Origin of the sequence: Sphingomonas sp. 8AM (genome assembly GCF_902506455.1) — a bacterium.
GTDB lineage: Bacteria > Pseudomonadota > Alphaproteobacteria > Sphingomonadales > Sphingomonadaceae > Sphingomonas.
This window is the reverse complement of record NZ_LR733844.1, coordinates 500,688-526,495: the sequence shown is the minus strand read 5'-3', so window position 1 is coordinate 526,495 and position 25,808 is coordinate 500,688. Positions and strand designations below refer to the sequence as shown.

General features: G+C 65.5%; 38 protein-coding genes and 1 tRNA gene. All 39 read left to right on the top strand.

Annotation, left to right across the window (positions count from 1 at the left end; genetic code table 11):
• The first annotated feature begins 191 nt into the window (after nucleotides 1-191).
• The 39 genes from rpsL (at nucleotide 192) to BACI71_RS02470 (ending at nucleotide 25,798) form a co-directional block, all read left to right on the top strand.
• A complete protein-coding gene (gene rpsL, locus BACI71_RS02660) occupies nucleotides 192-563 on the top strand; it encodes a 30S ribosomal protein S12 (RefSeq protein WP_022691828.1) in 372 nt (123 codons plus the stop codon).
• A gap of 42 nt (nucleotides 564-605) precedes the next feature.
• Nucleotides 606-1,076 (top strand): 30S ribosomal protein S7, encoded by a 471-nt coding sequence (rpsG, locus tag BACI71_RS02655; protein WP_159754686.1) that lies wholly within the window; start codon nucleotides 606-608, stop codon nucleotides 1,074-1,076.
• A gap of 109 nt (nucleotides 1,077-1,185) precedes the next feature.
• Nucleotides 1,186-3,279, top strand: a complete 2,094-nt coding sequence (fusA, locus tag BACI71_RS02650; RefSeq protein WP_159754681.1) for an elongation factor G — start codon at nucleotides 1,186-1,188, stop codon at nucleotides 3,277-3,279.
• A gap of 213 nt (nucleotides 3,280-3,492) precedes the next feature.
• Nucleotides 3,493-4,689, top strand: a complete 1,197-nt coding sequence (gene tuf, locus BACI71_RS02645; RefSeq protein WP_159754678.1) for an elongation factor Tu — start codon at nucleotides 3,493-3,495, stop codon at nucleotides 4,687-4,689.
• Between the two features lie 212 nt (nucleotides 4,690-4,901).
• Entirely contained in the window at nucleotides 4,902-5,210 is a 309-nt protein-coding gene (rpsJ, locus tag BACI71_RS02640) for a 30S ribosomal protein S10 (RefSeq protein ID WP_022687067.1), read from the top strand.
• 296 nt (nucleotides 5,211-5,506) lie between these two features.
• The gene (gene rplC, locus BACI71_RS02635; RefSeq protein ID WP_159754675.1) at nucleotides 5,507-6,238 is read left to right on the top strand and encodes a 50S ribosomal protein L3; all 732 of its coding nucleotides are present in this window, start codon (nucleotides 5,507-5,509) and stop codon (nucleotides 6,236-6,238) included.
• A 3-nt stretch (nucleotides 6,239-6,241) separates the two neighbouring features.
• Nucleotides 6,242-6,856: a 50S ribosomal protein L4 gene (gene rplD, locus BACI71_RS02630; RefSeq protein WP_159754672.1), complete on the top strand. Its 615-nt coding sequence runs from the start codon at nucleotides 6,242-6,244 to the stop codon at nucleotides 6,854-6,856.
• Nucleotides 6,849-7,163, top strand: coding sequence for a 50S ribosomal protein L23 (locus BACI71_RS02625; RefSeq protein WP_159754669.1), 315 nt, complete (start codon nucleotides 6,849-6,851; stop codon nucleotides 7,161-7,163). The genes rplD and BACI71_RS02625 overlap by 8 nt, the downstream gene beginning before the upstream one ends.
• A 1-nt stretch (nucleotide 7,164) precedes the next feature.
• A complete protein-coding gene (gene rplB, locus BACI71_RS02620) occupies nucleotides 7,165-7,998 on the top strand; it encodes a 50S ribosomal protein L2 (RefSeq protein ID WP_159754666.1) in 834 nt (277 codons plus the stop codon).
• Complete coding sequence (gene rpsS / locus BACI71_RS02615) at nucleotides 7,998-8,273, top strand: 30S ribosomal protein S19 (protein WP_028966618.1); 276 nt, start codon at nucleotides 7,998-8,000, stop codon at nucleotides 8,271-8,273. Before rplB ends, rpsS begins: the two co-directional genes overlap by 1 nt.
• Complete coding sequence (gene rplV, locus BACI71_RS02610) at nucleotides 8,273-8,650, top strand: 50S ribosomal protein L22 (protein WP_159754663.1); 378 nt, start codon at nucleotides 8,273-8,275, stop codon at nucleotides 8,648-8,650. The genes rpsS and rplV overlap by 1 nt, the downstream gene beginning before the upstream one ends.
• The gene (rpsC, locus tag BACI71_RS02605; protein ID WP_159754660.1) at nucleotides 8,650-9,357 is read left to right on the top strand and encodes a 30S ribosomal protein S3; all 708 of its coding nucleotides are present in this window, start codon (nucleotides 8,650-8,652) and stop codon (nucleotides 9,355-9,357) included. Before rplV ends, rpsC begins: the two co-directional genes overlap by 1 nt.
• A 12-nt stretch (nucleotides 9,358-9,369) precedes the next feature.
• Nucleotides 9,370-9,804 carry a 50S ribosomal protein L16 gene (gene rplP, locus BACI71_RS02600; protein WP_056637571.1) on the top strand — a complete coding sequence of 145 codons (435 nt, stop codon included), beginning with the start codon at nucleotides 9,370-9,372 and terminating at the stop codon, nucleotides 9,802-9,804.
• Nucleotide 9,805: 1 nt separating this feature from the next.
• Nucleotides 9,806-10,012 carry a 50S ribosomal protein L29 gene (gene rpmC, locus BACI71_RS02595; protein ID WP_028966615.1) on the top strand — a complete coding sequence of 69 codons (207 nt, stop codon included), beginning with the start codon at nucleotides 9,806-9,808 and terminating at the stop codon, nucleotides 10,010-10,012.
• 11 nt (nucleotides 10,013-10,023) lie between these two features.
• Nucleotides 10,024-10,296: a 30S ribosomal protein S17 gene (gene rpsQ, locus BACI71_RS02590; RefSeq protein WP_022687057.1), complete on the top strand. Its 273-nt coding sequence runs from the start codon at nucleotides 10,024-10,026 to the stop codon at nucleotides 10,294-10,296.
• Between the two features lie 225 nt (nucleotides 10,297-10,521).
• Entirely contained in the window at nucleotides 10,522-10,890 is a 369-nt protein-coding gene (gene rplN, locus BACI71_RS02585; protein WP_007406105.1) for a 50S ribosomal protein L14, read from the top strand.
• The gene (gene rplX / locus BACI71_RS02580; protein WP_159754657.1) at nucleotides 10,890-11,207 is read left to right on the top strand and encodes a 50S ribosomal protein L24; all 318 of its coding nucleotides are present in this window, start codon (nucleotides 10,890-10,892) and stop codon (nucleotides 11,205-11,207) included. Before rplN ends, rplX begins: the two co-directional genes overlap by 1 nt.
• The gene (gene rplE, locus BACI71_RS02575; protein ID WP_028966612.1) at nucleotides 11,200-11,784 is read left to right on the top strand and encodes a 50S ribosomal protein L5; all 585 of its coding nucleotides are present in this window, start codon (nucleotides 11,200-11,202) and stop codon (nucleotides 11,782-11,784) included. Before rplX ends, rplE begins: the two co-directional genes overlap by 8 nt.
• Nucleotides 11,785-11,819: 35 nt before the next feature.
• Entirely contained in the window at nucleotides 11,820-12,125 is a 306-nt protein-coding gene (gene rpsN, locus BACI71_RS02570; RefSeq protein ID WP_028966611.1) for a 30S ribosomal protein S14, read from the top strand.
• A 9-nt stretch (nucleotides 12,126-12,134) separates the two neighbouring features.
• Entirely contained in the window at nucleotides 12,135-12,530 is a 396-nt protein-coding gene (gene rpsH / locus BACI71_RS02565; protein ID WP_159754654.1) for a 30S ribosomal protein S8, read from the top strand.
• On the top strand, nucleotides 12,530-13,063 hold the full coding sequence (gene rplF / locus BACI71_RS02560; protein WP_159754651.1) for a 50S ribosomal protein L6: 534 nt from the start codon (nucleotides 12,530-12,532) through the stop codon (nucleotides 13,061-13,063). Before rpsH ends, rplF begins: the two co-directional genes overlap by 1 nt.
• Nucleotides 13,063-13,413, top strand: a complete 351-nt coding sequence (rplR, locus tag BACI71_RS02555) for a 50S ribosomal protein L18 (protein WP_159754648.1) — start codon at nucleotides 13,063-13,065, stop codon at nucleotides 13,411-13,413. The genes rplF and rplR overlap by 1 nt, the downstream gene beginning before the upstream one ends.
• 3 nt (nucleotides 13,414-13,416) lie before the next feature.
• A complete protein-coding gene (rpsE, locus tag BACI71_RS02550; protein WP_159754645.1) occupies nucleotides 13,417-14,199 on the top strand; it encodes a 30S ribosomal protein S5 in 783 nt (260 codons plus the stop codon).
• Between the two features lie 6 nt (nucleotides 14,200-14,205).
• Nucleotides 14,206-14,385 carry a 50S ribosomal protein L30 gene (gene rpmD / locus BACI71_RS02545; protein ID WP_028966606.1) on the top strand — a complete coding sequence of 60 codons (180 nt, stop codon included), beginning with the start codon at nucleotides 14,206-14,208 and terminating at the stop codon, nucleotides 14,383-14,385.
• Nucleotides 14,386-14,481: 96 nt separating this feature from the next.
• Nucleotides 14,482-15,003: a 50S ribosomal protein L15 gene (gene rplO / locus BACI71_RS02540; RefSeq protein WP_159754642.1), complete on the top strand. Its 522-nt coding sequence runs from the start codon at nucleotides 14,482-14,484 to the stop codon at nucleotides 15,001-15,003.
• Nucleotides 15,004-15,220: 217 nt separating this feature from the next.
• Complete coding sequence (gene secY, locus BACI71_RS02535; RefSeq protein WP_159754639.1) at nucleotides 15,221-16,567, top strand: preprotein translocase subunit SecY; 1,347 nt, start codon at nucleotides 15,221-15,223, stop codon at nucleotides 16,565-16,567.
• A gap of 43 nt (nucleotides 16,568-16,610) precedes the next feature.
• Nucleotides 16,611-17,267: an adenylate kinase gene (locus tag BACI71_RS02530; protein ID WP_159754636.1), complete on the top strand. Its 657-nt coding sequence runs from the start codon at nucleotides 16,611-16,613 to the stop codon at nucleotides 17,265-17,267.
• Nucleotides 17,268-17,510: 243 nt separating this feature from the next.
• Nucleotides 17,511-17,768, top strand: a complete 258-nt coding sequence (locus tag BACI71_RS02525) for a hypothetical protein (RefSeq protein WP_159754631.1) — start codon at nucleotides 17,511-17,513, stop codon at nucleotides 17,766-17,768.
• Between the two features lie 165 nt (nucleotides 17,769-17,933).
• On the top strand, nucleotides 17,934-18,302 hold the full coding sequence (gene rpsM / locus BACI71_RS02520; protein WP_056637528.1) for a 30S ribosomal protein S13: 369 nt from the start codon (nucleotides 17,934-17,936) through the stop codon (nucleotides 18,300-18,302).
• A gap of 82 nt (nucleotides 18,303-18,384) precedes the next feature.
• Nucleotides 18,385-18,774, top strand: coding sequence for a 30S ribosomal protein S11 (rpsK, locus tag BACI71_RS02515; RefSeq protein ID WP_019516037.1), 390 nt, complete (start codon nucleotides 18,385-18,387; stop codon nucleotides 18,772-18,774).
• 94 nt (nucleotides 18,775-18,868) lie between these two features.
• Nucleotides 18,869-19,933 carry a DNA-directed RNA polymerase subunit alpha gene (locus BACI71_RS02510; RefSeq protein WP_159754628.1) on the top strand — a complete coding sequence of 355 codons (1,065 nt, stop codon included), beginning with the start codon at nucleotides 18,869-18,871 and terminating at the stop codon, nucleotides 19,931-19,933.
• Nucleotides 19,934-20,193: 260 nt separating this feature from the next.
• Nucleotides 20,194-20,619, top strand: a complete 426-nt coding sequence (rplQ, locus tag BACI71_RS02505) for a 50S ribosomal protein L17 (protein WP_159754625.1) — start codon at nucleotides 20,194-20,196, stop codon at nucleotides 20,617-20,619.
• A 254-nt stretch (nucleotides 20,620-20,873) separates the two neighbouring features.
• Nucleotides 20,874-21,068, top strand: a complete 195-nt coding sequence (locus BACI71_RS02500; protein ID WP_159754622.1) for a ParD-like family protein — start codon at nucleotides 20,874-20,876, stop codon at nucleotides 21,066-21,068.
• 5 nt (nucleotides 21,069-21,073) lie between these two features.
• Nucleotides 21,074-21,853: a type I methionyl aminopeptidase gene (gene map, locus BACI71_RS02495; protein ID WP_159760778.1), complete on the top strand. Its 780-nt coding sequence runs from the start codon at nucleotides 21,074-21,076 to the stop codon at nucleotides 21,851-21,853.
• 190 nt (nucleotides 21,854-22,043) lie between these two features.
• Nucleotides 22,044-23,597: a glutamine-hydrolyzing GMP synthase gene (guaA, locus tag BACI71_RS02490; protein ID WP_159754619.1), complete on the top strand. Its 1,554-nt coding sequence runs from the start codon at nucleotides 22,044-22,046 to the stop codon at nucleotides 23,595-23,597.
• Between the two features lie 387 nt (nucleotides 23,598-23,984).
• Nucleotides 23,985-24,554 carry an NMCC_0638 family (lipo)protein gene (locus tag BACI71_RS02485; protein WP_159754616.1) on the top strand — a complete coding sequence of 190 codons (570 nt, stop codon included), beginning with the start codon at nucleotides 23,985-23,987 and terminating at the stop codon, nucleotides 24,552-24,554.
• Between the two features lie 128 nt (nucleotides 24,555-24,682).
• The gene (locus BACI71_RS02480) at nucleotides 24,683-25,285 is read left to right on the top strand and encodes an anthrone oxygenase family protein (RefSeq protein ID WP_201297276.1); all 603 of its coding nucleotides are present in this window, start codon (nucleotides 24,683-24,685) and stop codon (nucleotides 25,283-25,285) included.
• A gap of 37 nt (nucleotides 25,286-25,322) precedes the next feature.
• On the top strand, nucleotides 25,323-25,670 hold the full coding sequence (locus tag BACI71_RS02475) for an ArsC family reductase (RefSeq protein WP_159754613.1): 348 nt from the start codon (nucleotides 25,323-25,325) through the stop codon (nucleotides 25,668-25,670).
• A gap of 51 nt (nucleotides 25,671-25,721) precedes the next feature.
• Nucleotides 25,722-25,798: transfer RNA gene (locus BACI71_RS02470), tRNA-Arg, on the top strand.
• Nucleotides 25,799-25,808 lie beyond the last annotated feature (10 nt).

The window sequence follows — 25,808 nt, the reverse complement described above, 5'->3', positions numbered from 1 at the left end:
ACCGACGGGGCGAGCCTGCGTATAGCGCGCCGGTCCGGAAGGAGGCGACTCCGCCGGGCAGCTTGAACATTGCTGGATGCATCAAGGGCCATCCGGTCGCCGCCATGCGGTGGCGCCGCGGCTCCTTTTCGTATTCCAAGTCTTGTTTTAGGGCTCCAGCAAAGTAACCTATCGGAAAGGTGAAGGCTTCAATGCCGACGATCAACCAGCTGGTCCGCAAGGGCCGCGACCCGCAGAAGGCCAAGAGCAAGGTCCCTGCGATGGAACAGAACCCGCAGAAGCGTGGCGTCTGTACCCGTGTCTATACGACGACCCCGAAGAAGCCGAACTCGGCATTGCGCAAGGTGGCCAAGGTTCGCCTGACCAACCAGCGCGAAGTCATCAGCTACATCCCGGGTGAAGGCCACAATCTGCAGGAGCACTCGGTGGTGCTGATCCGCGGCGGCCGTGTGCGCGACCTTCCAGGCGTGCGCTACCACGTGCTGCGCGGCGTGCTCGACACGCAGGGCGTCAAGGACCGCAAGCAGTCGCGGTCGAAGTACGGTGCGAAGCGGCCGAAGTAAGCCGCTCCCGTATTCTCACCAGCTGATTGAAAGGTATTCATCATGGCGCGTCGTCGTCGTCCCGATAAGCGGGAAATCCTGCCTGATCCCGTCTACGGGGATGAGGTTCTGTCCAAGTTCATGAACTCGGTGATGCTCGACGGCAAGAAGTCGGTCGCCGAGGGCATCGTCTATTCGGCGATGAACACCGTCGAGACCCGCGCGAAGCGCGAGCCGATCGGCGTGTTCCACGATGCGCTCAACAACATCAAGCCGGGCATCGAAGTCCGCAGCCGCCGCGTCGGCGGTGCGACCTACCAGGTCCCGGTCGAAGTCCGTCCGGAGCGTGCGCAGGCTCTGGCGATCCGCTGGCTGATCACTGCCGCGCGTGCGCGCAGCGAGAACACGATGTCGGCGCGTCTGTCGGGCGAGCTGCTCGATGCCTCGAACAACCGCGGCAACGCGGTGAAGAAGCGCGAGGACACGCACCGCATGGCGGAAGCGAACCGCGCCTTCTCGCACTATCGCTGGTAACAGCGGCGATGCGGACGCGGCCTGTCTTGGAAGCGTCTCAAATCTGACCTATATCGTGGGGAGCCGGCCGATGCGCTGCGCTCCCCACATCTGCTAAGGAAGCCCGTTCATGGCCCGCAGCCATCCGCTCGACCTCTACCGTAACATCGGCATCATGGCGCATATCGACGCCGGCAAGACGACGACGACCGAGCGTATTCTCTACTACACCGGCAAGTCCTACAAGATCGGCGAAGTCCATGAGGGCACCGCCACGATGGACTGGATGGAGCAGGAGCAGGAGCGCGGGATCACGATCACGTCGGCTGCCACCACCTGCAAGTGGAAGGCCGAGGAGGGCAACGGCCCCGAGCATCTGATCAACATCATCGACACCCCGGGCCACGTCGACTTCACGATTGAAGTCGAGCGTTCGCTGCGCGTGCTCGACGGCGCGGTCGCGTGCTTCGATGGCGTCGCGGGTGTGGAGCCGCAGTCGGAGACGGTGTGGCGTCAGGCCGACAAGTACGGCGTGCCGCGCATGTGCTTTGTCAACAAGCTCGACCGTACCGGCGCCGACTTCTATTTCTGCGTCAACTCGATCATCGAGCGGCTCGGCGCGAAGCCGGCGGTGCTGTACCTCCCGATCGGCATCGAGGGCGGGTTCAAGGGTCTGGTCGACCTGGTCGAGAACCGCGCGATCATCTGGCTCGAGGAGTCGCTGGGCGCGAAGTTCGAGTACCAGCCGGTCCCCGACGACATGGCCGAGAAGACTGCGAAGTATCGCAGCGAACTGATCGAGCTTGCCGTCGAACAGGACGACGACGCGATGGAAGCGTATCTGGAGGGCAACGAGCCCGACGCGAAGACGCTGAAGGCGCTGATCCGCAAGGGCACGCTGAGCATGGCGTTCGTGCCGGTCGTCTGCGGTTCGGCGTTCAAGAACAAGGGTGTCCAGCCGCTGCTCGACGCGGTGGTCGACTACCTGCCAAGCCCGCTCGACGTGCCCGCGATCAAGGGCGTCAAGCTCGACGGCGAGACGCCGGACGAGCGTCCTTCGTCGGATGAGGCACCGTTCTCGGCGCTGGCGTTCAAGATCATGAACGACCCGTTCGTTGGCTCGCTGACCTTCGCGCGCATCTATTCGGGCGTCCTGACCAAGGGCGGCTACCTGAACTCGGTGAAGGACAAGAAGGAAAAGATCGGCCGTATGCTCCTCATGCACGCGAACTCGCGTGAGGACATCGAAGAGGCGCGTGCGGGCGACATCGTCGCGATCGCGGGTCTCAAGGAAACGACGACCGGTGATACGCTCTGCGATCCCGCGCACCCGATCATCCTGGAGCGCATGGAGTTCCCGGAGCCCGTGATCGAACTGTCGGTGGAGCCGAAGACCAAGGCCGACCAGGAGAAGATGGGCATCGCGCTCAATCGTCTGGCCGCCGAGGATCCCTCGTTCCGCGTGTCGACCGATCACGAATCGGGCCAGACGATCATCAAGGGGATGGGCGAGCTCCACCTTGAGATTCTCGTCGACCGCATGAAGCGCGAGTTCAAGGTCGAGGCGAACGTCGGTGCGCCGCAGGTGGCGTATCGCGAGTACCTCAAGAAGGCCGTCGACATCGACTATACCCACAAGAAGCAGTCGGGCGGCACCGGCCAGTTCGGTCGCGTGAAGGTGAAGCTGACGCCGGGCGAGCGCGGTGCGGGCATCATCTTCAAGGACGAGATCAAGGGCGGCAACATTCCGCGCGAGTACATCCCGGCGATCGAAAAGGGTTTCCGTGAGACGGCGGCTACCGGCTCGCTGGTCGGCTTCCCGATCATCGACTTCGACATCACGCTGTATGACGGTGCGTACCACGACGTCGACTCGTCGGCGCTGGCGTTCGAAATCACCGCGCGCGGTGCGATGCGCGAAGGCGCGCAGAAGGCCGGCATCACGCTGCTCGAGCCGGTGATGAAGGTCGAGGTCGTCACCCCGGAGGATTATCTGGGCGACGTCATCGGCGACATGAACTCGCGTCGTGGCCAGATCCAGGGCACCGACACGCGCGGCAACGCGCAGGCGGTGACCGCGATGGTCCCGCTGGCGAACATGTTCGGCTACGTGAACTCGCTCCGCTCGTTCACGCAGGGCCGCGCCAGCTACTCGATGCAGTTCTCGCACTATGACGAAGTGCCGCAGAACGTCGCCGACGAAGTGAAGGCGAAGCTGGCCTGAGGCGGACGGGGCTAAGGCGACTTAGCCCCATCTCGCCGCAAGGCCGGACGGCGGGTCGGCGCACGCCGAACCCGTCCGACGACGCGGGATTCACTCCCGCGTCGGCCCCGCCAAAAGCAGGCGAGGGTTTGCACAACGGTTAAACAGCCGCTATGGGGCCGCGTTCTGGCGCGGCTCCGTTCGCGAAGACGAATCCAAGAAGGTAGGGAAACAATGGCTAAGGCTAAGTTTGAGCGGACCAAGCCGCACCTCAACATCGGCACCATCGGTCACGTCGACCATGGCAAGACCTCGCTGACCGCAGCGATCACGAAGGTGCTGGCGGAGAACGTCGCGGGCAACGCCGCGGTCGATTTCGCGAACATCGACAAGGCGCCGGAAGAGCGCGAGCGCGGCATCACCATCTCGACCGCGCACGTCGAGTATGAGACGGCGAACCGCCACTATGCACACGTCGACTGCCCGGGCCACGCCGATTATGTGAAGAACATGATCACCGGCGCGGCGCAGATGGACGGCGCGATCCTGGTCGTGTCGGCCACCGACGGCCCGATGCCGCAGACCCGCGAGCACATCCTGCTCGCCCGTCAGGTCGGCGTGCCGGCGATGGTCGTGTTCATGAACAAGGTCGATCTGGTCGACGACGAGGAAATCCTCGAGCTGGTCGAGCTGGAAGTCCGCGAGCTGCTCAGCTCGTACGAGTTCCCCGGCGACGACATTCCGATCATCAAGGGTTCGGCGACCTGCGCGCTGTCGGGTTCGAACCAGAAGCTCGGGCCGGATGCGGTCATGGAGCTGATGAAGGCGGTCGACGAGTACATCCCGCAGCCGGAACGTCCGCTGGACAAGCCGTTCATGATGCCGATCGAGGACGTGTTCTCGATCTCGGGTCGTGGTACGGTCGTGACTGGCCGCGTCGAGACCGGCATCGTCAAGGTTGGTGAGGAAGTCGAGATCGTCGGCATCCACCCGACTGTCCGCAAGACCACCGTCACTGGCGTGGAAATGTTCCGCAAGCTGCTCGATCAGGGCCAGGCCGGCGACAACGTCGGTGCGCTGATCCGTGGCGTCGCCCGCGACGAGGTCGAGCGTGGCCAGGTGCTTTGCAAGCCGGGCTCGATCAAGCCGCACACCGACTTCCAGTCGGAAGTGTACGTGCTGTCGAAGGACGAGGGTGGTCGTCACACGCCGTTCTTCGCCAACTATCGTCCGCAGTTCTACTTCCGTACGACGGACGTGACCGGCACCGTCGAGCTGCCCGAGGGCACCGAGATGGTCATGCCGGGCGACAACGTCGCGCTGGGCATCAAGCTGATTGCCCCGATCGCGATGGACGTCGGCCAGCGTTTCACCATCCGTGAGGGTGGCCGGACCGTCGGCGCGGGTGTCGTGAGCGGCATCACCAAGTAAGAACGGCCGGCTGCGTCAGCGGCCTGTCGCAAAAAGCTGCCGCCCGGCGCGCCGAAAGGTGCGTCGGGCGGTTGCCTTTTAATGAGGGTGGCATTAATGCCGCCGCTTCGGTTTTCGTTCGAGAACAGCAAGAGGTGCTCCCGATTCGCCGCGCCGGATGATCCGGCAGGCGGGCAGGGCAGGTACCCCGCTCTTTCGCATTGGTAGGGACTATGGACAGCAACATCCGCATCCGCCTGAAGGCGTTCGATCATCGCGTGCTCGATCAGGCGACCGGCGACATCGCCGAAACCGCGCGCCGCACCGGCGCGCTCATCCGTGGTCCTATTCCGCTCCCGACCCGCATCGAGAAGTTCACGGTCAACCGTGGGCCGCACATCGACAAGAAGTCGCGCGAGCAGTTCGAGGTCCGCACCTACAAGCGGATGCTCGACATCGTACAGCCGACCCCGCAGACCGTCGACGCGCTGATGAAGCTCGATCTGGCGGCCGGTGTTGACGTCGAGATCAAGCTGGCGTAATCGGCCGGCTCCCGCGGTTGACGTGAGTCCCGCGGGTTTGTCGTTTCGTGGCGTATCGCCCGAAACGGACGAGCGCACCGCCTGAGCGGACGCTTCGACGACCATGAGATACCGCCGGCCGCCCTCGGGTGGCCGGGTCCAGCGTCTCCCGTCTGCTCTTCCCTTGTGGAGAGCGCCCAGCCCGGGACGGGGGCACGCTTCGCTATTCCGGGCCGGACTGATCCGCGGCGCAAGCCGCGGGTCGCAAGCACCCTGGGGATGGGCTTCAGGGTGCCTCTGTCAAGGAGCAAGGGATCATGCGTACTGGCGTGATCGCGAAGAAAATGGGGATGACCCGCCTGTTCCAGGACGACGGCCGCCACGTGCCGGTCACCGTCCTGCAGATTGAGGCGCTTCAGGTCATCGCCCGTCGCGAAAATGACCGGGACGGCTACACGGCCGTCCAGCTTGGTGCAGGTGTCGCCAAGGCCAAGAACGTCGCCAAGCCGCAGCGCGGCCATTTCGGCAAGGCCGAAGTGGAGCCGAAGGCGATCGTCCACGAATTCCGCGTGACCGAGGACAATCTCCTCGATGTCGGCGCCGAGCTGTCGGCCGACCATTATGTCGCCGGCCAGCTGGTCGACATTCAGGGTCGCACGCAGGGCAAGGGCTTCGCCGGCGCCATGAAGCGCTGGAACTTCGGCGGTCTGCGCGCCACGCACGGCGTGTCGGTCAGCCACCGTTCGCATGGTTCGACGGGTAACCGTCAGGATCCGGGTCGCGTCTTCAAGAACAAGAAGATGGCCGGCCACATGGGCGATCGTAACCGCACGCAGCAGAACCTCGAGATCGTCGGCACCGACGTCGAGCGTGGTCTGATCTTCGTGAAGGGTTCGGTTCCCGGCTCCAAGGGCGGCTGGCTGTTCGTCAAGGACGCCGTCAAGCATGATCGCCACGAGAGCGCGCCGTTCCCGGCGTCGATCAAGGCGGCCAACAACAATGTTTCCGCAGACCCTGCTCCGGCAGCTGCCGAGAGCCAGGAGGGCTAAGAAGTGAAGGTCAAGATTTCTTCCTTCGCCGGCACCGATACGGGCGAAGTCGAGCTCAACGACGAGGTCTTCGGCCTCGATCCGCGCGCCGACATCCTGCACCGCGTCGTGACCTGGCAGCTCGAGAAGCGCCGCGCCACCGCGCGCGGTACGCGCGAGCGTTCCGATGTCGCACGCACGGGCAAGAAGCTCGGGCGCCAGAAGGGCGGCGGCGTCGCCCGTCACGGCGATCGTCGCGCGCCGGTGTTCGTCGGCGGTGGTAAGGCGCACGGCGCCCGCGTCCGCGATTTCAATCCGGGCCTGAACAAGAAGATCCGCGCGCTGGGTCTGAAGATGGCCCTCAGCAGCCACGCCAAGGCGGGTTCGCTGATCGTCCTGGAAGGGTTCGAGGTCGCCAAGACCAAGGAGCTGAAGGGGCATTTCGCCGGGCTCAACACGGGCAAGCGGACGCTGGTGATCGACGGTGAGGCAGCCGAAGGCTTCCGCGCCGGTCGCAACCTTCCGGGTGTGGACATGCTCCCCGCCGTGGGCGCCAACGTCTACGACATCATCAAGGCTGACACGCTGGTGCTGACGCGCGCGGCGGTCGAGAAGCTGGAGGCGCGCTTCAATGGCTAAGCCGGCAAAGGCGATCGACAACCGTCATTATGACGTGATTGTCGCGCCGCACATCACCGAGAAGGCGACCCTGCTCTCCGAGCAGAACGCGGTGGTCTTCAAGGTCGCCAACAAGGCGACCAAGCCCGAAATCAAGGCGGCCGTGGAAGCGCTGTTTGACGTCAGCGTCGTTCGCGTGAACACGATCGTCCAGAAGGGCAAGACCAAGCGTTGGAAGGGTGCGCCCTACCAGCGGTCCGACATGAAGAAGGCGATCGTCACGCTCCGCGAGGGGCAGTCGATCGACGTCACCGAGGGGGCCAAGTAAGATGGCACTCAAGCATTATAATCCGACCTCGCCGGCACAGCGCGGCCTGATCCTCGTCGACAAGTCGTCGCTTTGGAAGGGCAAGCCCGTCAAGGCGTTGACCGAGGGCAAGCGCAAGACCGGTGGCCGCAACAACAAGGGCCACGTGACCTCGCGCGGCATCGCGGGCGGTCACAAGCAGCGCTATCGCTTCATCGACTTCAAGCGTCGGAAGTGGGACGTCGACGGCACCGTCGAGCGGCTGGAATATGACCCCAACCGCACCGCGTTCATCGCGCTGGTGTCCTACCCGGACGGCGAGCAGGCGTACATCATCGCGCCGCAGCGTCTCGCCGTCGGCGACAAGGTCGTCGCGGGCAAGAAGACCGACGTGAAGCCGGGCAACGCGATGGAGCTGGGCCAGATGCCGGTCGGCACCATCGTCCACAACGTCGAGATGAAGCCCGGCAAGGGCGGCCAGATCGCGCGTTCGGCGGGCACCTATGTCCAGGTCGTCGGTCGTGACCGCGGCATGGTCATCGTCCGCCTGAACTCGGGCGAGCAGCGCTACATCCATGGCGAGTGCATGGCGACGGTCGGTGCGGTGTCCAACCCGGACAACCAGAACCAGAACCTCGGCAAGGCCGGTCGTTCGCGCTGGCTGGGCTCGCGCCCGCTGACGCGCGGCGTGGCGAAGAACCCGGTCGACCACCCGCACGGCGGTGGTGAAGGCCGGACCTCGGGCGGTCGCCATCCGGTGACGCCGTGGGGCAAGCCGACCAAGGGTGCGCGCACGCGCCACAACAAGTCTACGGACAAGATGATCATCCGTAGCCGTCACGCGAGGAAGAAGTAATGGCGCGCTCCGTCTGGAAGGGCCCGTTCGTCGAACTGAGCCTGCTCAAGAAGGCCGAAGTCGCACAGGATTCGGGCGGCCGTGCGCCGATCAAGACCTGGTCGCGTCGCTCCACCATCCTGCCGCAGTTCATCGGCCTGACCTTCACTGTCTATAACGGCCGCAAGTTCGTGCCGGTGACGGTGAACGAGGACATGGTCGGCATGAAGCTCGGTGAATTCGCGCCGACCCGCTATTTCCCGGGTCACGCGGCTGACAAGAAGGGCAAGCGCTGATGAGCAAGCCTCAGTCCCCCCGCAAGGTCGGCGAGAAGGAAGCCCTCTCGGTCGGCACGCAGATCCGCGGTTCGGCGCAGAAGCTGGGCCTGGTCGCCGCGCTGATCCGCGGCCGCAAGGTCGGCGACGCGTTGAACATCCTCGCCTTCTCGAAGAAGTCGATGGCGGTCGATGCGCGCAAGGTGCTGGCTTCGGCCATCGCCAACGCCGAGAACAACCACAACCTCGACGTCGATGCATTGATCGTTGCCGAGGCGTCGGTTGGCAAGTCGATCACCATGAAGCGGTTCGCCACGCGCGGCCGCGGCAAGTCCACCCGCATCCTGAAGCCGTTCTCGCGGCTGCGGATCGTCGTGCGCGAGCAGGAAGAAGCCTAATGGGTCACAAGAGCAATCCCATCGGTCTGCGCCTGCAGATCAACCGCACCTGGGACAGCCGCTGGTTCGCCGAGGGCGCGGATTACAAGAAGCTGCTGCTGGAGGATCTGAAGATCCGCCAGTACATCATGAAGACGCTGCCGCAGGCCGCGATCTCCAAGGTGGTGATCGACCGTCCGGCCAAGCTGTGCCGGATTTCGATCTTCGCGGCCCGCCCCGGTGTCATCATCGGCAAGAAGGGCTCGGACATCGAGAAGCTGCGCAAGACGCTCGGCGCGATGACCAGCTCGGACGTGTCGCTGAACATCGTCGAGATCCGCAAGCCGGAAGTCGACGCCAAGCTCATCGCGCAGGGCATCGCTGACCAGCTCGAGCGTCGTATCGCGTTCCGCCGCGCCATGAAGCGTGCGGTGCAGTCCGCGATGCGGCTCGGTGCCGACGGCATCAAGGTCTATTGCGGTGGCCGTCTGGGCGGCGCGGAAATCGCGCGTTCGGAAAGCTATCGTGAAGGCCGCGTGCCGCTGCATACGCTGCGCGCCAACATCGACTACGCCCATGCCGAGGCGCACACTGCGTACGGCGTCTGCGGCGTGAAGGTGTGGGTGTTCAAGGGTGAGATCCTCGGTCACGACCCGTTCGCTACCGATCGTCTCATGATGGAGGCCCAGACCTCCGGCGTGCGCCCGGCGCGCGACGACCGCCGCTAAGGATTAACGGACATGCTGCAACCGAAGCGCACCAAGTTCCGCAAGGCGTTCAAGGGCCGTATCCACGGCGACGCCAAGGGCGGCACGACGCTGAACTTCGGCTCCTATGGCCTCAAGGCGATGGAGCCGGACCGTATCACCGCGCGTCAGATCGAGGCGGCCCGCCGCGCGATCACGCGCCACATCAAGCGCCAGGGGCGTCTGTGGATCCGCGTGTTCCCCGACGTGCCGGTGTCGAGCAAGCCCGCCGAAGTCCGCATGGGCTCGGGTAAGGGTTCGCCGGAGTTCTGGGCCGCCCGCGTCAAGCCGGGCCGGATCCTGTTCGAGCTCGACGGCGTCGAAGGGCCGCTGGCCGCGGAAGCGTTCGAGCGCGCCGCGATGAAGCTGCCGATCAAGACCAAGGTCGTGGCGCGCCTCGGCGACACCTCGCACCTGGGAGGCGAGTAAGATGGCGAACAAGACCGATTATAACGGCCAGAGCGACGACCAGCTCTCCGAGAGCCTGGGCAACCTGAAGCGCGAGCAGTTCAACCTGCGCTTCCAGGCGGCGACCAGCCAGCTCGAGAAGCCGAGCCGCGTGCGCGAGGTCCGCAAGGACATCGCCCGCATCAAGACCCTTCAGACGCAGCGCAACGCTGCGGCTGACGCCAAGTAAGAGGACGACACATGCCGAAGCGCGTGCTGACCGGAGTGATCGTCTCCGACAAGGGCGAGAAGACGGTGGTCGTGAACGTGGAGCGCAAGGTCAAGCACCCGCTCTACGGCAAGATCATCCGCCGTTCGAAGAAGTACCACGCCCATGACGAGGCGAACGAGTACAAGGCTGGCGAAACGGTGCGCATCGAAGAGATCGCGCCGATGTCGAAGCTCAAGACCTGGAAGGTCCTGGACCGCGTGAACACCCACGTGGCACCGGAGCGGGTCGACGTCGACGCATAAGCGTCGATGACCGAGTGCCTCGCGCCGTTTTGTGCAGGGTCCGTTCGCAAGGGCGGAGACCACATGAGCGGGCGAGGGGCGACGTAGGCTGAAGGGCTTGCCTTTCACCCATGGAGCGGCTACCGGGCTGCTCCCCCTGGCGCGGGCCAAGCCCGCCGCCGGGGGTCGTTTTTTTAGGCGGGGTTGGGTCGGTATCCACCCCATGAGCGAGAAGGAAGCGGATCGATGATCCAGATGCAGTCCAATCTCGACGTCGCTGACAACAGCGGCGCGAAGCGGGTGCAGTGCATCAAGGTGCTTGGCGGGTCCAAGCGCCGCACGGCCAGCGTCGGCGACATCATCGTCGTCAGCGTGAAGGAAGCGCAGCCGCGTGGCCGCGTGAAGAAGGGCGACGTTCACCGGGCGGTGATCGTGCGTACCGCCAAGGACATCCGTCGCGCCGACGGTTCGGTGATCCGTTTCGACGGCAACGCCGCGGTGCTGGTCAACAAGAACGAGGAGCCGATCGGCACCCGTATCTTCGGCCCGGTGGTTCGCGAACTGCGTGGCAAGAAGCACATGAAGATCATCTCGCTTGCGCCGGAGGTGCTGTAATGGCCGCCGCGAAGATCAAGAAGGGTGACCAGGTCATCGTCCTGTCCGGCAAGGACAAGGGCAAGACCGGCACCGTCACCGCGGCGATGCCGCGCGACGGCAAGGTGATCGTGGGCGGCGTCAACGTCGCGACCCGTCACCGCAAGCCGGACCAGGCGAACCCGCAGGGCGGTCTCGAGAAGATCGAGGCGCCGATGCACATCTCGAAGGTGGCGCACGTCACCGCCGACGGCAAGCCGACCCGCGTCCGCTTCGAGACGCAGGACGGCAAGAAGGTCCGCGTCGCCGTCAAGACCGGGGAGAAGATCGATGGCTGATGCCTACAAGCCCCGCATGAAGGCGATCTATGACGATCGCATCGTCGCGGCGATGACCGAGAAGTTCGGTTACAAGAATGCGATGGAAATCCCGCGCATCGAAAAGATCGTGCTCAACATGGGCGTGGGCGAAGCGACGCAGGACAAGAAGCGCGTCGACCAGGCCGCGTCGGAAATGGAGCTGATCGCGGGCCAGAAGCCGGTGATCACCAAGGCGAAGAAGTCGATCGCGCAGTTCAAGCTGCGTGAGGGCATGCCGATCGGCGTGAAGGTTACCCTTCGCCGTGAGCGCATGTACGAGTTCCTCGACCGCTTCATCACCATCGCGCTCCCGCGCGTCCGCGATTTCCGCGGGCTGAACCCGAAGAGCTTCGACGGCCGTGGCAATTACGCCTGCGGCATCAAGGAGCAGATCGTGTTCCCGGAGATCAGCTATGACCGCGTCGACAAGGTGCGCGGCATGGACGTGATCGTGACGACGAGCGCGAAGACCGATGACGAGGCGCGCGAGCTGCTGCGTCTGTTCGGCTTCCCGTTCCCGATCGAGGAAGAAACGACCGAGAAGAAGGCGGCATGACCGCTCTTCTGGTCTGATAGAGAGAGCTTAAGTCCATGGCGAAACTGAGTTCCGTGAACAAGAACGAGCGTCGCAAGAAGCTCGTGGCGCAATATGCGCCCAAGCTGGCGAAGCTGAAGGCGCAGGCCAACGACCAGTCGCTCGACGAGACCGAGCGTCTCATCGCGCGCCTGAAGATGGCCGAGCTGCCGCGCAACGCGAACCCCACGCGTATCCGCAACCGCTGCGCGCTGACCGGTCGTCCGCGTGCGTACTACCGCAAGTTCGGGCTTGCCCGTGTGATGCTGCGCGATCTGGCCAACAAGGGCCTGATCCCGGGTCTCACCAAGTCGAGCTGGTAAGGACGTAAGATGGCAGTGACCGATCCCCTGGGTGACCTGCTCACCCGTATCCGCAACGGCCAGCGCGCGCGTAAGGACAGCGTCCTTTCGCCGTCGTCGAAGCTGCGCGTCCGCGTGCTCGACGTGCTCCAGCGCGAAGGCTACATCCGTGGCTATTCCGAAGAGCAGATGGGCCCCGCCGCCGGCGTGCGCATCGAGCTGAAGTATTTCGAGGGCCAGCCCGCGATCAAGCATGTCGCGCGCGTCTCCAAGCCCGGCCGTCGCATCTACTCCGGCGCCACCGAGCTGCCGCGCGTGATGAACGGCCTTGGCATCACCATCGTCTCGACGCCGCGCGGCGTGCTTTCCGATGCGGAAGCGCGTGAGCAGAACGTCGGTGGCGAAGTGCTCGCGGAGGTGTTCTGATGAGCCGCATTGGCAAGAAGGCGGTCGTCGTCCCTGCGGGCGTGACCCCGACGATCAACAACGGCATCATCACCGTAAAGGGGCCGAAGGGCACCCTCACCATGCCGCTGCGTGACGAGATCAGCTACACGATCGAAGGCGACGGCATTTCGGTGCAGCCGGCCAACGACACCAAGCGCGCGCGCGCGTTCTGGGGGATGCAGCGGACGATGGTGCAGAACCTGGTGACCGGCGTGACCGACGGCTTCACCAAGAAGCTGCTCATCACCGGCGTCGGCTATCGCGCCGCGGCGCAGGGCCGCAACCTGAAGCTGCAGCTTGGCTACAGCCACGACGTCAACATCGACGTGCCGGAAGGCATCGAGGTCAAGACGCCGGACGCGACCACCGTCGAGATCAGCGGTGCGGACAAGCAGAAGGTCGGTCAGCTGGCCGCCGAGATCCGCCGCTGGCGCAAGCCGGAACCGTACAAGGGCAAGGGCATCAAGTACGACGGCGAGTTCATCTTCCGCAAGGAAGGGAAGAAGAAGTAATGACCAAGGGTCTTTCACTTTTCGAGAAGCGGCGTCGCCGCAACCGTACCGCGCTGCGTGCGCGTGCGGGCACCCGTCCGCGCCTGTCGGTGCACCGTTCGGGCAAGCACATCTATGCGCAGGTCATCGACGACGCGCAGGGCCGCACCGTGGCCGCTGCGTCGACGCTGTCCAACCACGACGGCAAGACCGCCAATGCCGAGGCGGCTGCTGCCGTCGGCAAGCGCGTTGCGGAAGCGGCCAAGGCCGCTGGCGTCACGCAGGTCGTCTTCGATCGTGGCGGCTTCCTGTTTCACGGCCGCGTGAAGGCGCTGGCCGAGGCAGCGCGCGAAGCCGGACTGGAGTTCTAAGACATGGCTGACGAGAACAACCAGCAGCCGCAGGCTGCGGAGAACGAAGCCCCCGCGGCGGCGCCGCAGGACGGCAATACCGGCGGTGGCTACCAGGGTGGCGGCGAGCGCGGTGCGCGCGGTGGCCGCGGTCGCGGCGGCCCGGGTGGCGGTGGCGGTCGCGGTGGCCCCGGCGGCAATCGCGGCGGTGGCCGTGACGGCCGCGGCGGTCGTCGTGACGACCGTCGTGGTGGCCAGGATGACGGCGGCGAAGAGCTGATCGAGAAGCTGGTCCACATCAACCGCGTCTCGAAGACGGTGAAGGGCGGCAAGCGCTTCGGCTTCGCGGCGCTGGTCGTCGTGGGTGACGGCAAGGGCCGCGTCGGCTTCGGTCACGGCAAGGCGCGCGAGGTGCCGGAGGCGATCTCGAAGGCGACCGCCGCTGCCAAGAAGAAGATGTTGCGCGTTCCGCTCAAGGAAGGTCGCACGCTGCACCATGACGGGAACGGCCACTTTGGTGCCGGTCGCGTCACCGTCCGCTCGGCGCCGCAGGGCACCGGGATCATCGCGGGCGGCCCGATGCGCGCCGTCTTCGAGAGCCTGGGCGTGCACGACGTCGTGACCAAGTCGGTCGGTACGTCGAACCCGTACAACATGATCCGTGCGACGTTCGAGGCGCTGGGCAACCAGACCTCGCCGAAGTCGGTGGCACAGCGTCGCGGCAAGAAGATTGCCGACCTGCTGGGCCGCGCGCACGGTGCCGATGCGCAGACCGCCGAGGCGGATGCCGCGGCCGTGGTGGAGTAAGGCGACATGGCGACCATCAAGGTGAAGCAGACCGGATCGCCGATCCGGCGCACCAAGGACCAGCGCGCGACCCTCGTCGGGCTGGGCCTCAACAAGATGCACAAGGTGTCCGAACTCGAAGATACCGAGTCGGTCCGCGGCATGATCCGCAAGGTGCAGCACATGGTCGAGGTGGTGGAGGGCTGAGCCCTTCGTCACTTCGGTGATGACAAGACGAGTGAAGGGGGCTAACCGGCCCCCTTCCTTATTTCAGCGCGTAAAAAGCGAAAGCGAGTGCATAACATGAAGCTCAACGAACTCAGCGACAACCAGGGCGCCCGTCACCGCAGGATGCGTGTCGGTCGCGGCATCGGCTCGGGCAAGGGCAAGACCGGCGGCCGCGGCGTCAAGGGTCAGAAGAGCCGCGAAGGCGTCTCGATCGCCGGCTTCGAGGGCGGCCAGATGCCGCTCCACATGCGTCTGCCGAAGCGTGGCTTCAACAACATCTTCGCCAAGGATTATGCCGAGGTGAATCTCGGCGCCATCCAGAAGGCGATCGATGCGGGCAAGCTGACCGCGACCGACATCGACCATGATGCGCTGAAGGCGGCCGGCCTGGCGCGTGGCGGCAAGGACGGCGTCCGTCTGCTCGCCAAGGGTGAGTATTCGGCCAAGCTGAACTTCACCGTCGCGGGCGTGTCGTCGTCGGCGCGCGAAGTGGTCGAGAAGGCGGGTGGCTCGGTCACCGTGCCGGAGATCGTGGCGGCTGCCGACAAGGCCAAGGCCAAGCACCGTACGGCGCAGGCCGCGCGCAAGCAGGCGTAACGCCGAATCGGGGAAGGGGCGCGGGCTGGGTCCGCGCCCCTTCTTCGTTTCCGGGCCGATGGCGGGCGGCAATCGCGCGCGCGGGACGGCCCGACCTACCGGCTTTCCCGCCGTTCGCGCCTCACCGGGTTAGACAAGGCGCGCCAAGCGCCTATATGAGCGGCGGGGCGGTATAAACGCATCCCGCCGTTCTTCGTTTCCAGGATACACCGACACGATGGCATCCGCAGCCGACCAGATGGCGCAGAGCATCAGCCTCGCGAAGTTTTCGCAGGCTACCGACCTCAAGAAGCGACTGTGGTTCACGATCGGCGCGCTGATCGTCTTCCGTCTGCTCAGCTACGTTCCGCTGCCGGGGATCGACCCGACGCAGCTCGGCGTGCTGGCCGAGCGGATGAAGGGCGGCGTGCTCGACTTCTTCAACACCTTCTCGGGCGGTTCGCTGTCGCGCGCGTCGCTGATCGCGCTGGGCGTGATGCCGTACATCACGGCGTCGATCGTCGTGCAGCTCGCGACCTCGCTGAGCCCGCAGCTCGCCGCGATCAAGAAGGAAGGCGAATCGGGCCGCAAGAAGCTCAACCAGTACACCCGCTACGGCACCGTCGGCTTGACCGCGGTGCAGGGCTATTTCATCGCACGCGGGCTCGAGGCCGGCGGCGCAGTGATCGAGCCGGGGATGCTGTTCCGCGTCGGTGCGGTGATCTCGCTGATCGGGGGCACGATGTTCCTGATGTGGCTGGGTGAGCAGATCACCAGCCGCGGCATCGGCAACGGTGTGTCGCTCATCATCATGGCCGGCATCGTCGCGCATCTGCCGACGACGTTGCTCAACCTGCTCGAGGGCGGGCGCTCGGGGTCGACCAGCGCGGTGTCGATCGTCGCGATCGTCGTTGTCGTCGTCGGGCTGATCCTGCTCATCTGCTTCATGGAGCGCGCACAGCGCCGCATCCTGATCCAATATCCCAAGCGCCAGACGCAGCGCGGGATGCAGGCCGATCGCAGCCACTTGCCGCTGAAGATCAACACGGCGGGCGTGATCCCTCCGATCTTCGCCTCGTCGCTGCTGCTGCTGCCGCTGACGATCACGCAGTTCGCGGGCAACCGCGTTGCTGGCGAGAGCCGCTTCGGCGACATCCTCATCGGGCTGAACCAGTATCTCCAGCACGGCTCGCCGGTGTACATGGCGCTCTATGCCGCCGGGATCATCTTCTTCTCGTTCTTCTACACCGCCGTGGTCTTCAACCCCGAGGAGACGGCCGAGAATCTGAAGCGCTACGGCGGGTTCATCCCGGGCATCCGCCCCGGCAAGAACACCGAGAGCTATTTCGATTACGTGCTGACCCGGATCACCGTGATCGGCGCGGCGTACCTGACCTTCATCTGCGTGGTGCCCGAATATCTGGTGTCGGCGTTGTCGATCCCCTTCTATCTGGGCGGGACCAGCCTGCTGATCGTCGTCAACGTGACGATGGACACCGTGACGCAGATCCAGTCGCACCTGCTGGCGCACCAATATGGCGATCTCATCAAGAAGGCGAAGCTGAAGGGCGCGCGCCGCCGCTGAGGCAATGACGCCCGACAGGGACGGGCGCAAAGGGGAGAGTTTGGTGAACATCATTCTGCTGGGGCCGCCGGGGGCGGGCAAGGGAACCCAGGCGCAACGGCTGGTCGAGCATCATGGGCTGGTGCAGCTGTCGACCGGCGACATGCTGCGCGCCGCGGTGAAGGCAGGCACGCCGGTCGGCCTGCAGGCCAAGGCGGTAATGGAGGCCGGCGAGCTGGTCAGCGATGCGATCGTCTCGGCGTTGATCGGCGAGCGACTCGACGCCGGTACTGCAAACGGTGCGATCTTCGACGGCTATCCACGCACGTCCGCGCAGGCCGACGCGCTCGACCTGCTGCTCGACGAGCGCGGTCAGAAGCTCGACGCGGTGATCGAGCTTGAGGTCGACGAGGACGCGCTGGTCGAGCGGATCGTCGGGCGCTTCACCTGCGGCGCTTGTGGTGCGGGCTATCATGACCGTTTCAAGCAGCCGAAGGTCAAGGGCACCTGCGACGTCTGCGGCGCGCATGAGTTCAAGCGGCGCCCGGACGACAATGAGGAGACGGTGCGGACGCGGATGGCCGAATATCGTGCGAAAACCGCGCCGATCATCCCGATCTACGAGGCGCGCGGGCTGGTGTCGCGCGTCGACGGCATGGGCGCGATGGACGCGGTCGCCACGCAGATCGAAGCGATCCTCTTGGCGGCCTCTGCGCAATAAGTGACGGAAATGTCATGGTCGCGTAAGGCGATCGTGGGGTGGGGGCGTGTAGAGGCGAGCGGGTCGGCAGCGAGACAGACGCTGCCCCGTCGCTCCTCTCTCCCGAGGCGACGGTCCTGATCGTCGCCTGAACTCCCGAAGGGCGGCGATGGGCCGGCGGAGGTTCCCTGTCTTCCGCCGGCCCTTTTCTTTTCGTACCAGGCGGGGTGGCCCTCGTGCCGCCATTGGGTCACAAGGCCGCGCATGGATGCGCTCACCGCCTTTGGCCTGTTCGCCGTCAGCTTCACACTCGTCTGCTATGCGCTGGAGGCCCGCGCGGCGTTCTGGACGTTGCTGTTCGCGATCGGGTGTCTGCTGGGATCGGCCTATGGTTTCCTGCAAGGTGCGTGGCCGTTTGGGCTGGTCGAGCTGGCGTGGTTCGTCGTGGCGTTGCGGCGCTGGGCCCAGTTGCGGCGAATCGAGCGGAACCCGTCGCTTGACACGACGTTACCGCCCGCCTAACCGCTCTTCCTTCCAATCCACCGATTCCCGGCGGTACGTTCGTGCCTGCCGTTTTGCCGCGTTCGCGGGCAGGACATAGGGAAACGGCGGGGCGGAATTGCAATGCGACGAGATGGGATGCGTGGCAGCCATGCCGCATTCCGTGGAGCACAGGAGAAAAATTCCATGGCACGTATCGCGGGTGTCAATATCCCGACCAACAAGCGCGTTCTGATCGCGCTGACCTATATCCACGGCATCGGTCCGGCCAAGGCGCTGGAAATCACCACGAAGCTGAACATCGCCGCTGACCGCCGCGTGCAGGACCTGAGCGATCAGGAAGTGCTGCAGATCCGCGAGACGATCGACGCCGACCATACGGTCGAGGGTGATCTGCGTCGCGAGACCGCGATGAACATCAAGCGCCTGATGGATCTGGCCTGCTATCGCGGCCTGCGTCACCGCAAGGGCCTGCCGGTCCGCGGTCAGCGCACGCACACCAACGCGCGCACCCGCAAGGGCAAGGCGAAGCCGATCGCCGGCAAGAAGAAGTAAGCGCAAGCGCTCTTCCTCTCCGTTGGCCGGTTGCAGGTTCGCGCCTCCCGGCCGCGTTGTAAGATAAGGTCAGGAATACCATATGGCACAGGCACCGCAGCGCATTCGTCGGCGCGAGCGCAAGAACATCACCGCAGGCGTCGCGCATGTGAACGCCAGCTTCAACAACACCATGATCACCATCACCGATGCGCAGGGCAATGCGATCAGCTGGTCGTCGGCCGGCATGATGGGGTTCAAGGGCAGCCGCAAGTCGACCCCGTATGCGGCGCAGGTCGCTGCCGAGGACGCGGGCAAGAAGGCTGCCGAGCACGGCGTCCGGACGCTCGAGGTCGAGGTCAAGGGTCCGGGTTCGGGTCGCGAGTCGGCGCTGCGCGCGCTGCAGGCGGTCGGTTTCCAGATCACGTCGATCCGCGACGTGACCTCGATCCCGCACAACGGCGTTCGCCCGTCCAAGCGCCGTCGCGTCTGACGATCACGCTTCGCGTGGCCGCTGACGAGCGGCTACGTTCATTACCCGGCCGTACGCGTCCCCCGCGTTCGGCCCAACCCCAGGGGACGAGAGCTTGTCTGTCAACGCAAAGAACTGGCAAGAACTGAAGAAGCCCAACCAGCTCGAAAAGAAGAGCGGTGACGGCAAGCGCAAGGCGACCTTCGTCGCCGAACCGCTGGAGCGGGGCTTCGGCCTGACGCTCGGCAACGCGCTGCGCCGCGTATTGCTGTCGTCGCTGCAGGGCGCGGCGGTGACGTCGATCAAGATCGAGAACGTGCTCCACGAATTCAGCTCGCTGGCGGGCGTCCGGGAGGACGTGACCGACATCGTCCTGAACGTGAAGCAGATCGCGATCCGGATGCAGGGCGAAGGCCCGAAGCGGCTCCAGCTTTCCGCGACCGGCCCGGCCGAGGTGAAGGCGGGCGACATCGCGGTGTCGGGCGACATCGAGGTGATGAACCCCGAGCTGGTCATCTGCCACCTCGACGAGGGCGCGACGTTCAACATGGAACTGACCGCCGACGTCGGTAAGGGCTATGTCGCGGCGGTCAACAACCGTCCGGCGGATGCGCCGATCGGGTTGATCCCGGTCGATGCGCTCTACTCGCCGGTACGTCAGGTATCGTACAAGGTCGACCCGACCCGCGTCGGGCAGGACCTCGATTACGACAAGCTGACGCTGACGATCGAGACCGACGGCACCGTGACCCCGGAAGACGCGGTCGGCTATGCCGGTCGCATCCTTCAGGACCAGCTCGCGCTGTTCGTCCACTTCGACGATTCGTCGGTCACCCGCTCGGCGCCGATCGGCGTCGCGGCTCCGGCGACGACGGGTGGCGAAGCCCCCAGCGACACCGCGCAGATCAACCGTTACCTGCTCAAGAAGGTCGACGAGCTGGAACTGTCGGTCCGTTCGGCGAACTGCCTCAAGAACGACAACATCATCTATATCGGCGATCTGGTCGGCAAGACCGAGGCCGAGATGCTGCGTACGCCGAACTTCGGCCGCAAGTCGCTCAACGAGATCAAGGAAGTGCTGTCGTCGATGGGGCTGCGGCTCGGGATGGAAATCCCCGGCTGGCCGCCCGAGAACATCGAGGAAGTTGCCAAGAAGCTCGAGCAGGAAATCATGGGGTGATCGCAGTGGATTAGCGCGAGCTAATCCACGCCGCGGCGATTACCTCGGCCGGCGGGAGCCAAACGGCTCCCGACCGACGACGCGGCTCCGCCGCGTCGCCACCCGGCCACCTCCTGCGACTAAGACCGGCGTCCCGAACGCCGGACCAGACATGGGCCCCTGCCTCCGCAGGGGCGACGGTACATCCGGGTGAGCCACCGTCCTCACCTGTCCCGGGGTTCCGTCGAACGGCCCTCTGACGAACGAGAAGGAAGACTATCATGCGCCATCGTGTAGGCGGTCGTAAGCTGCAGCGTACCTCGGCACATCGCATCGCGCTGTTCCGCAACATGTCGGCCGCGCTCATCAAGCATGAGCAGATCACCACCACCGTCGCCAAGGCGAAGGAACTGCGTCCGTACATCGAGAAGCTGGTGACGCTCGGCAAGAAGGGTGGCCTGTCGAACCGCCGTCTGGCGCACGCGCGGCTGCTGGACGACGCGCAGCTCGTCAAGCTGTTCGACGTGCTCGCCAAGCGCTACGCCGATCGCAACGGCGGTTACACCCGCATCATCAAGGCCGGCATCCGCGCGTCGGACGCCTCGCCGATGGCGATCATCGAATTCGTCGATCGTGACGTTTCGGCCAAGGGTCAGGACTCGGGCCCGGTCATGAACGACGACGAGGATTTCGACGCCGCCGCCTGATCGGGCGACCGCGCTGAAACGAACAGGCCGCTCCGGCAACGGAGCGGCCTTTTTCGTGCCGGTGCATCATGGCCCGACAGCCGTTCCACATCGTCATTCCCGCGAAGGCGGGAAGCCAGACGCGCTGGCACTGCCACCGTTCCGAAGCCACGTGGGCTCTGGACCCCCGCCTGCGCGGGAATGACGGATAACATGACGAGCGACCATTCACACCATATACGTTTCGTATGTTGATAATTCGGTGGAGAACGTGTGTGGGCATTGTGAAGATCGACGACCAGCTCCACGAGGAGGCGCGTCGCGCCAGCGCGGTAATGTGCCGCTCGATCAACGCGCAGGCGGAGTTCTGGATGAAGATCGGGATGCTTGCGGAGGCGAACCCGACCTTGTCGTTCAACGAGATCGTCGCCCGCGAGCGCGCTGCCGCGCCGATAGCGGACGCTGCATGACCGCGATCCTCAAGACCCCCGACGAGGTGGCGCTGATGCGCGAGGCGGGCCGGCTGCTCGCGCAGGTGTTCACGATGCTCGACCGCGAGACGCTTGCCGGACAATCGACGCTGGCGATCAACGATCGGGTCGAGCGCTACATCGTTGACGAGCTGCACGCGCGCCCCGCCAGCAAGGGGCAGTATGATTTCGCGTTCGTCCTCAACAGCTCGATCAATCAGGTCGTCTGTCACGGCGTACCGAACGGCGCGGACGTGATCCGCGATGGCGACATCGTCAATCTCGACATCATGCTGGAGAAGAATGGCTTCATCGCCGATTCGAGCAAGACCTATCTCGTCGGCGAGGTGGTCCCATCGGCGCGCCGGCTGGTCCGCGTAGCGCAGGAGGCGATGTGGAAGGGGATCGCGCAGGTCCGCGCCGGGGCGCGGCTTGGCGATGTCGGCGCGGCGATCGACCGCCATGCCAAGCAGCACGGCTATTCGGTGGTCCGCGATTTCTGCGGCCACGGCATCGGTCGCGAGATGCACGAGGCGCCGGAGGTGCTCAACTACGGCCGCCCCGGCAGCGGTCCGCTGCTGCAGGAAGGAATGACGTTCACCATCGAGCCGATGGTCAATCAGGGCACGCGCAAGGTCGCGACGCGCGACGACGGCTGGACGGTGGTCACCGGCGACGGCAAGCTCTCGGCGCAATTCGAGCATACGGTGGCGGTGACCCCGACCGGCGTCGAGGTGCTGACGCTGCGTGAAGGCGAGACGGTGCCGAAGGGCGTGCGGAGCTGACTCCACAGCCGTTCGCCCTGAGGAGGGGCTGAGCAACGGCGAAGCTCCGTCTCGAAGGGCACGCGCGACGACGTGCTTCGATACGGCATTTCGACAAGCTCAATGCCTCCTCAGCACGAACGGAGAGAGTGAGGCTGACGACCTGCCGCTCCCTCTTTCCCCCCGCGCGCCATCCCGCTACAGGCCCGCCATGGAGCATCCCGACAACATCCTCATCGTCGATTTCGGCAGCCAGGTGACCCAGCTGATCGCGCGTCGCGTGCGCGAGGCGGGGGTCTATAGCGAGGTCGCGCCCTTCCAGTCCGCGGCTGAGGCGTTCGCGCGGCTGAAGCCGAAGGGCGTGATCCTGTCGGGTGGCCCGGCGTCGGTGGTCGACGACAACAGCCCGCGCGCCCCGCGGGAAATCTTCGACGCCGGCGTGCCCGTGCTCGGCATCTGCTACGGGCAGCAGGTGATGAACACCCAGCTCGGCGGGCGTGTCGAAAAGGGCATGTCGGGCGAGTTCGGGCTGGCGTTCGTGGAGGTCGACCAGACTTGCGCGCTGTTCGACGGGCTGTGGCAGGCGGGCGAAAAGCATCAGGTGTGGATGAGCCACGGCGACCATGTCGCGGCGCTCGCCCCCGGCTTCGCCCCCGTCGCCTCGTCGCCGGGCGCGCCGTTCGCGATCACCGCGGACGAACAGCGGCGCTATTACGGGATGCAGTTCCATCCCGAGGTCGTCCACACGCCCGACGGCGCGAAGCTGATCGCCAATTTCGCGCGCCACGTTTGTGGGCTGGCGGGCGACTGGACGATGGCCGAGTTCCGCAGCGTCAAGATCGCCGAAATTCGCGCGCAGGTCGGCGACCGGCGCGTGATCTGCGGCCTGTCGGGCGGCGTCGACTCGGCGGTCGCGGCGGTGCTGATCCACGAGGCGATCGGCGAGCAACTCACCTGCGTGTTCGTCGATGGCGGCATCCTGCGCGAAGGCGAGGCCGAGCAGGTCGTCGGCCTGTTCCGCGGCGCCTATAACATCCCGCTGGTGCACGTGCAGGCGCAGGACCTGTTCATGGACGGGCTGGCGGGCGTCACCGACCCGGAGGCGAAGCGCAAGTTCATCGGCAAGACCTTCATCGACGTGTTCGAGGCCGAGGCCAAGAAGATCGGCGGCGCGGACTTCCTCGCGCAGGGCACGCTTTACCCGGACGTGATCGAGAGCGTCAGCTTTACCGGCGGCCCGTCGGTGACGATCAAGAGCCACCACAATGTCGGCGGCCTGCCCGAGCGCATGAACATGAAGCTCGTCGAGCCGCTGCGCGAATTGTTCAAGGACGAGGTCCGCGCGCTCGGCCGCGAACTGGGGCTGCCCGAGGTGTTCGTCAGCCGCCATCCGTTCCCGGGCCCCGGTCTGGCCATCCGCATCCCCGGCGAGGTGACGCGCGAGCGCTGCGACATCCTGCGCAAGGCCGACACGATCTATCTCGAGGAAATCCGCAACGCCGGGCTCTACGACACGATCTGGCAGGCCTTTGCGGTGCTGCTGCCGGTGCGCTCGGTCGGGGTGATGGGCGACGGCCGCACCTATGACAGCGTGCTGGCGCTGCGCGCGGTGACCTCGGTCGACGGCATGACCGCCGAGGCATTCCAGTTCCCCGGCGACTTCCTGCCACGTGTCGCGACGCGGATCATCAACGAGGTGAAGGGCATCAACCGCGTCACCTACGATTATACCTCCAAGCCGCCCGGCACGATTGAATGGGAATGATGTGGACTCGCGATCCCGCGGGGCGGGATCGCGGCCACATCATTCGGCATCGCCAGATGCCGCTGGGCCGCGAGCGCTGATGTCGCGGGGCGGGATCGCGGCCCCATCATTCGGCATCGCCAGATGCCGCTGGGCCGCGAGCGCTGATCCCGCGGGGCGGGATCGCGGCCACATCATTCGGCATCGCCAGATGCCGATAGGCCGCGAGCGCTGACGTCGCGGCCACTTTATGCGGCGCGATACATCCCATTGTCATTGCGAGCGTAGCGAAGCAATCCAGGGCGTCCTGGTCCGGCCCTGAATTGCTTCGCTACGCTCGCAATGACGTTCGAGTGGTCGCCGCTGTCCAACCGTGCCACAACCACCGCGACCACGATGGAATCACCGATGATCGCCGCCCTTCTGTCTCTCGCGCTGCAAGCCGCGCCGCTACCGCAGCCATCCGGCGCGCCGACCTTCCGCGGGGAGGGGCAGATGCGGATGTTCGACATGATCTGCGGTCGCATTTTTCCGGATGACGCGCGGGTCGCCGCCGGCATGGCCAGTATTTCCGGCGCGCGCCCGCTGACGCCCGAGGAACTCCGCACCTATCTGAAGGACGATCCCGGTCGCGGGTGGGTCATGCCGGCGGGCACCAGCCGGATCGTCGTCACGATCGAGGCGCCGCCGATCCATTCCTGCACGGTCCGCATCACCAACACCGACGGCGCGATCGACGAGGGCAAATGGCAGCAGCTGCTCACCGCGGCGCAGGCGCGTAGCGGCGGCGGCTTCGTCACTTTGCCGCCGCAGACCTTCGAGACCGGCGGCATCCGCTCGCAGGTGGGCGGCGTCCAGAAGCAGGGACCGGGCGGCGCGGCCGAGGCGATCTACCTGATCCGCAGCTCGCCGAAACAGCCCGGGTTCGCGACCGAGATTCGCATGGTAAGGCAATTGGTAACGCCACAGCGACGGTAGGAAGCGGGTGACCGGACCAGCGGAACCTGCAGGTCGTGCAGTCATGCCGGTTCCGAAAACCGGTCGCGACGGATTGCCGACGACACGTTTCGCCGGGATGATCGTCAAGGAAGTCGGGTGGGGGCAGCATGACCAGCAGGAAGACTCTTGCTCGCGCGTTTCTCTGGCTTGCGGTGCTGCTGGGCGGCCCATTGCTCGGTGCCAAATTGTTCGACCTGCTGGTGCTCGCCGGCGCGTGGAGCGCTGACCCGCCCGAGTCGCTCGCGATGATGCCCTATGGCAAGGCGTGGCCGGTCGACACCGGCGTCTTCTTCATCCCCTTCTCGGCGGGGGTGCTCGTCGCCGGCTTCGGCGCGTTGATCGCGGGATGGCGGACGCCGTGGCGCTATCGCTGGCTGCTTTGCCTGCCGTCGGTCGGCATCCTGCTCTTGCTGATCCTGACGGTCGCGGCGTTCTGGCCGATGAATGCCGCGCTCTATTATCATGGCATCGGCTCGCCGAAGGACACGATCACCGACGCGCAGGCGATCGCCATGGCGCGGCGATGGGTGGCACTCGACTGGCTCCGCGTGGCGGGAGCAACCGCGGCCTTCGTCGCGCCGCTCACGGCGCTTACGGCGCCATGGCCACAGGATGTGGCGCCGCGGGATAGCGCGATCATCCGTATCGTGCTCGCGCTCGCATTGGCGGGCGTGGCGGGGTTCGTCATCTGGTTCGTCTCCGGGCTATAACCCGCTACACGCTCCAGCCGAACACACAGGAACCCCGATGACCGCCACTCTCTACGGCATCCCCAATTGCGACACCGTCAAGAAGGCGCGGACGTGGCTGACCGAGCATGACGTCGCCCACACCTTCCACGACTATAAAAAAGCCGGTGTCGACGAAGCAGCGCTCGGCGCATGGATCGCGCAGCTCGGCTGGGCGCCGCTGCTCAACCGCGCCGGCACCACCTTTCGCAAGCTGCCCGACGCCGACAAGGCCAACATCGATGCCGCGAAAGCGCGCGCGCTGATGATCGCGCATCCATCCACGATCAAGCGCCCGGTGCTGGTCGACGGCGACCGCGTCGAGGTCGGCTTCAAGCCGGAACGATACGCGGCGCTGTTCGCCTGACCCGCTTCGCCGTTGACCGGGCGCGCGCGGAAACCTAGGAAAACCGCCCGTGCCCCCGTAGCTCAGCAGGATAGAGCGACGGTTTCCTAAACCGCAGGCCGTGAGTTCGAATCTCGCCGGGGGCACCACACCTGCGAC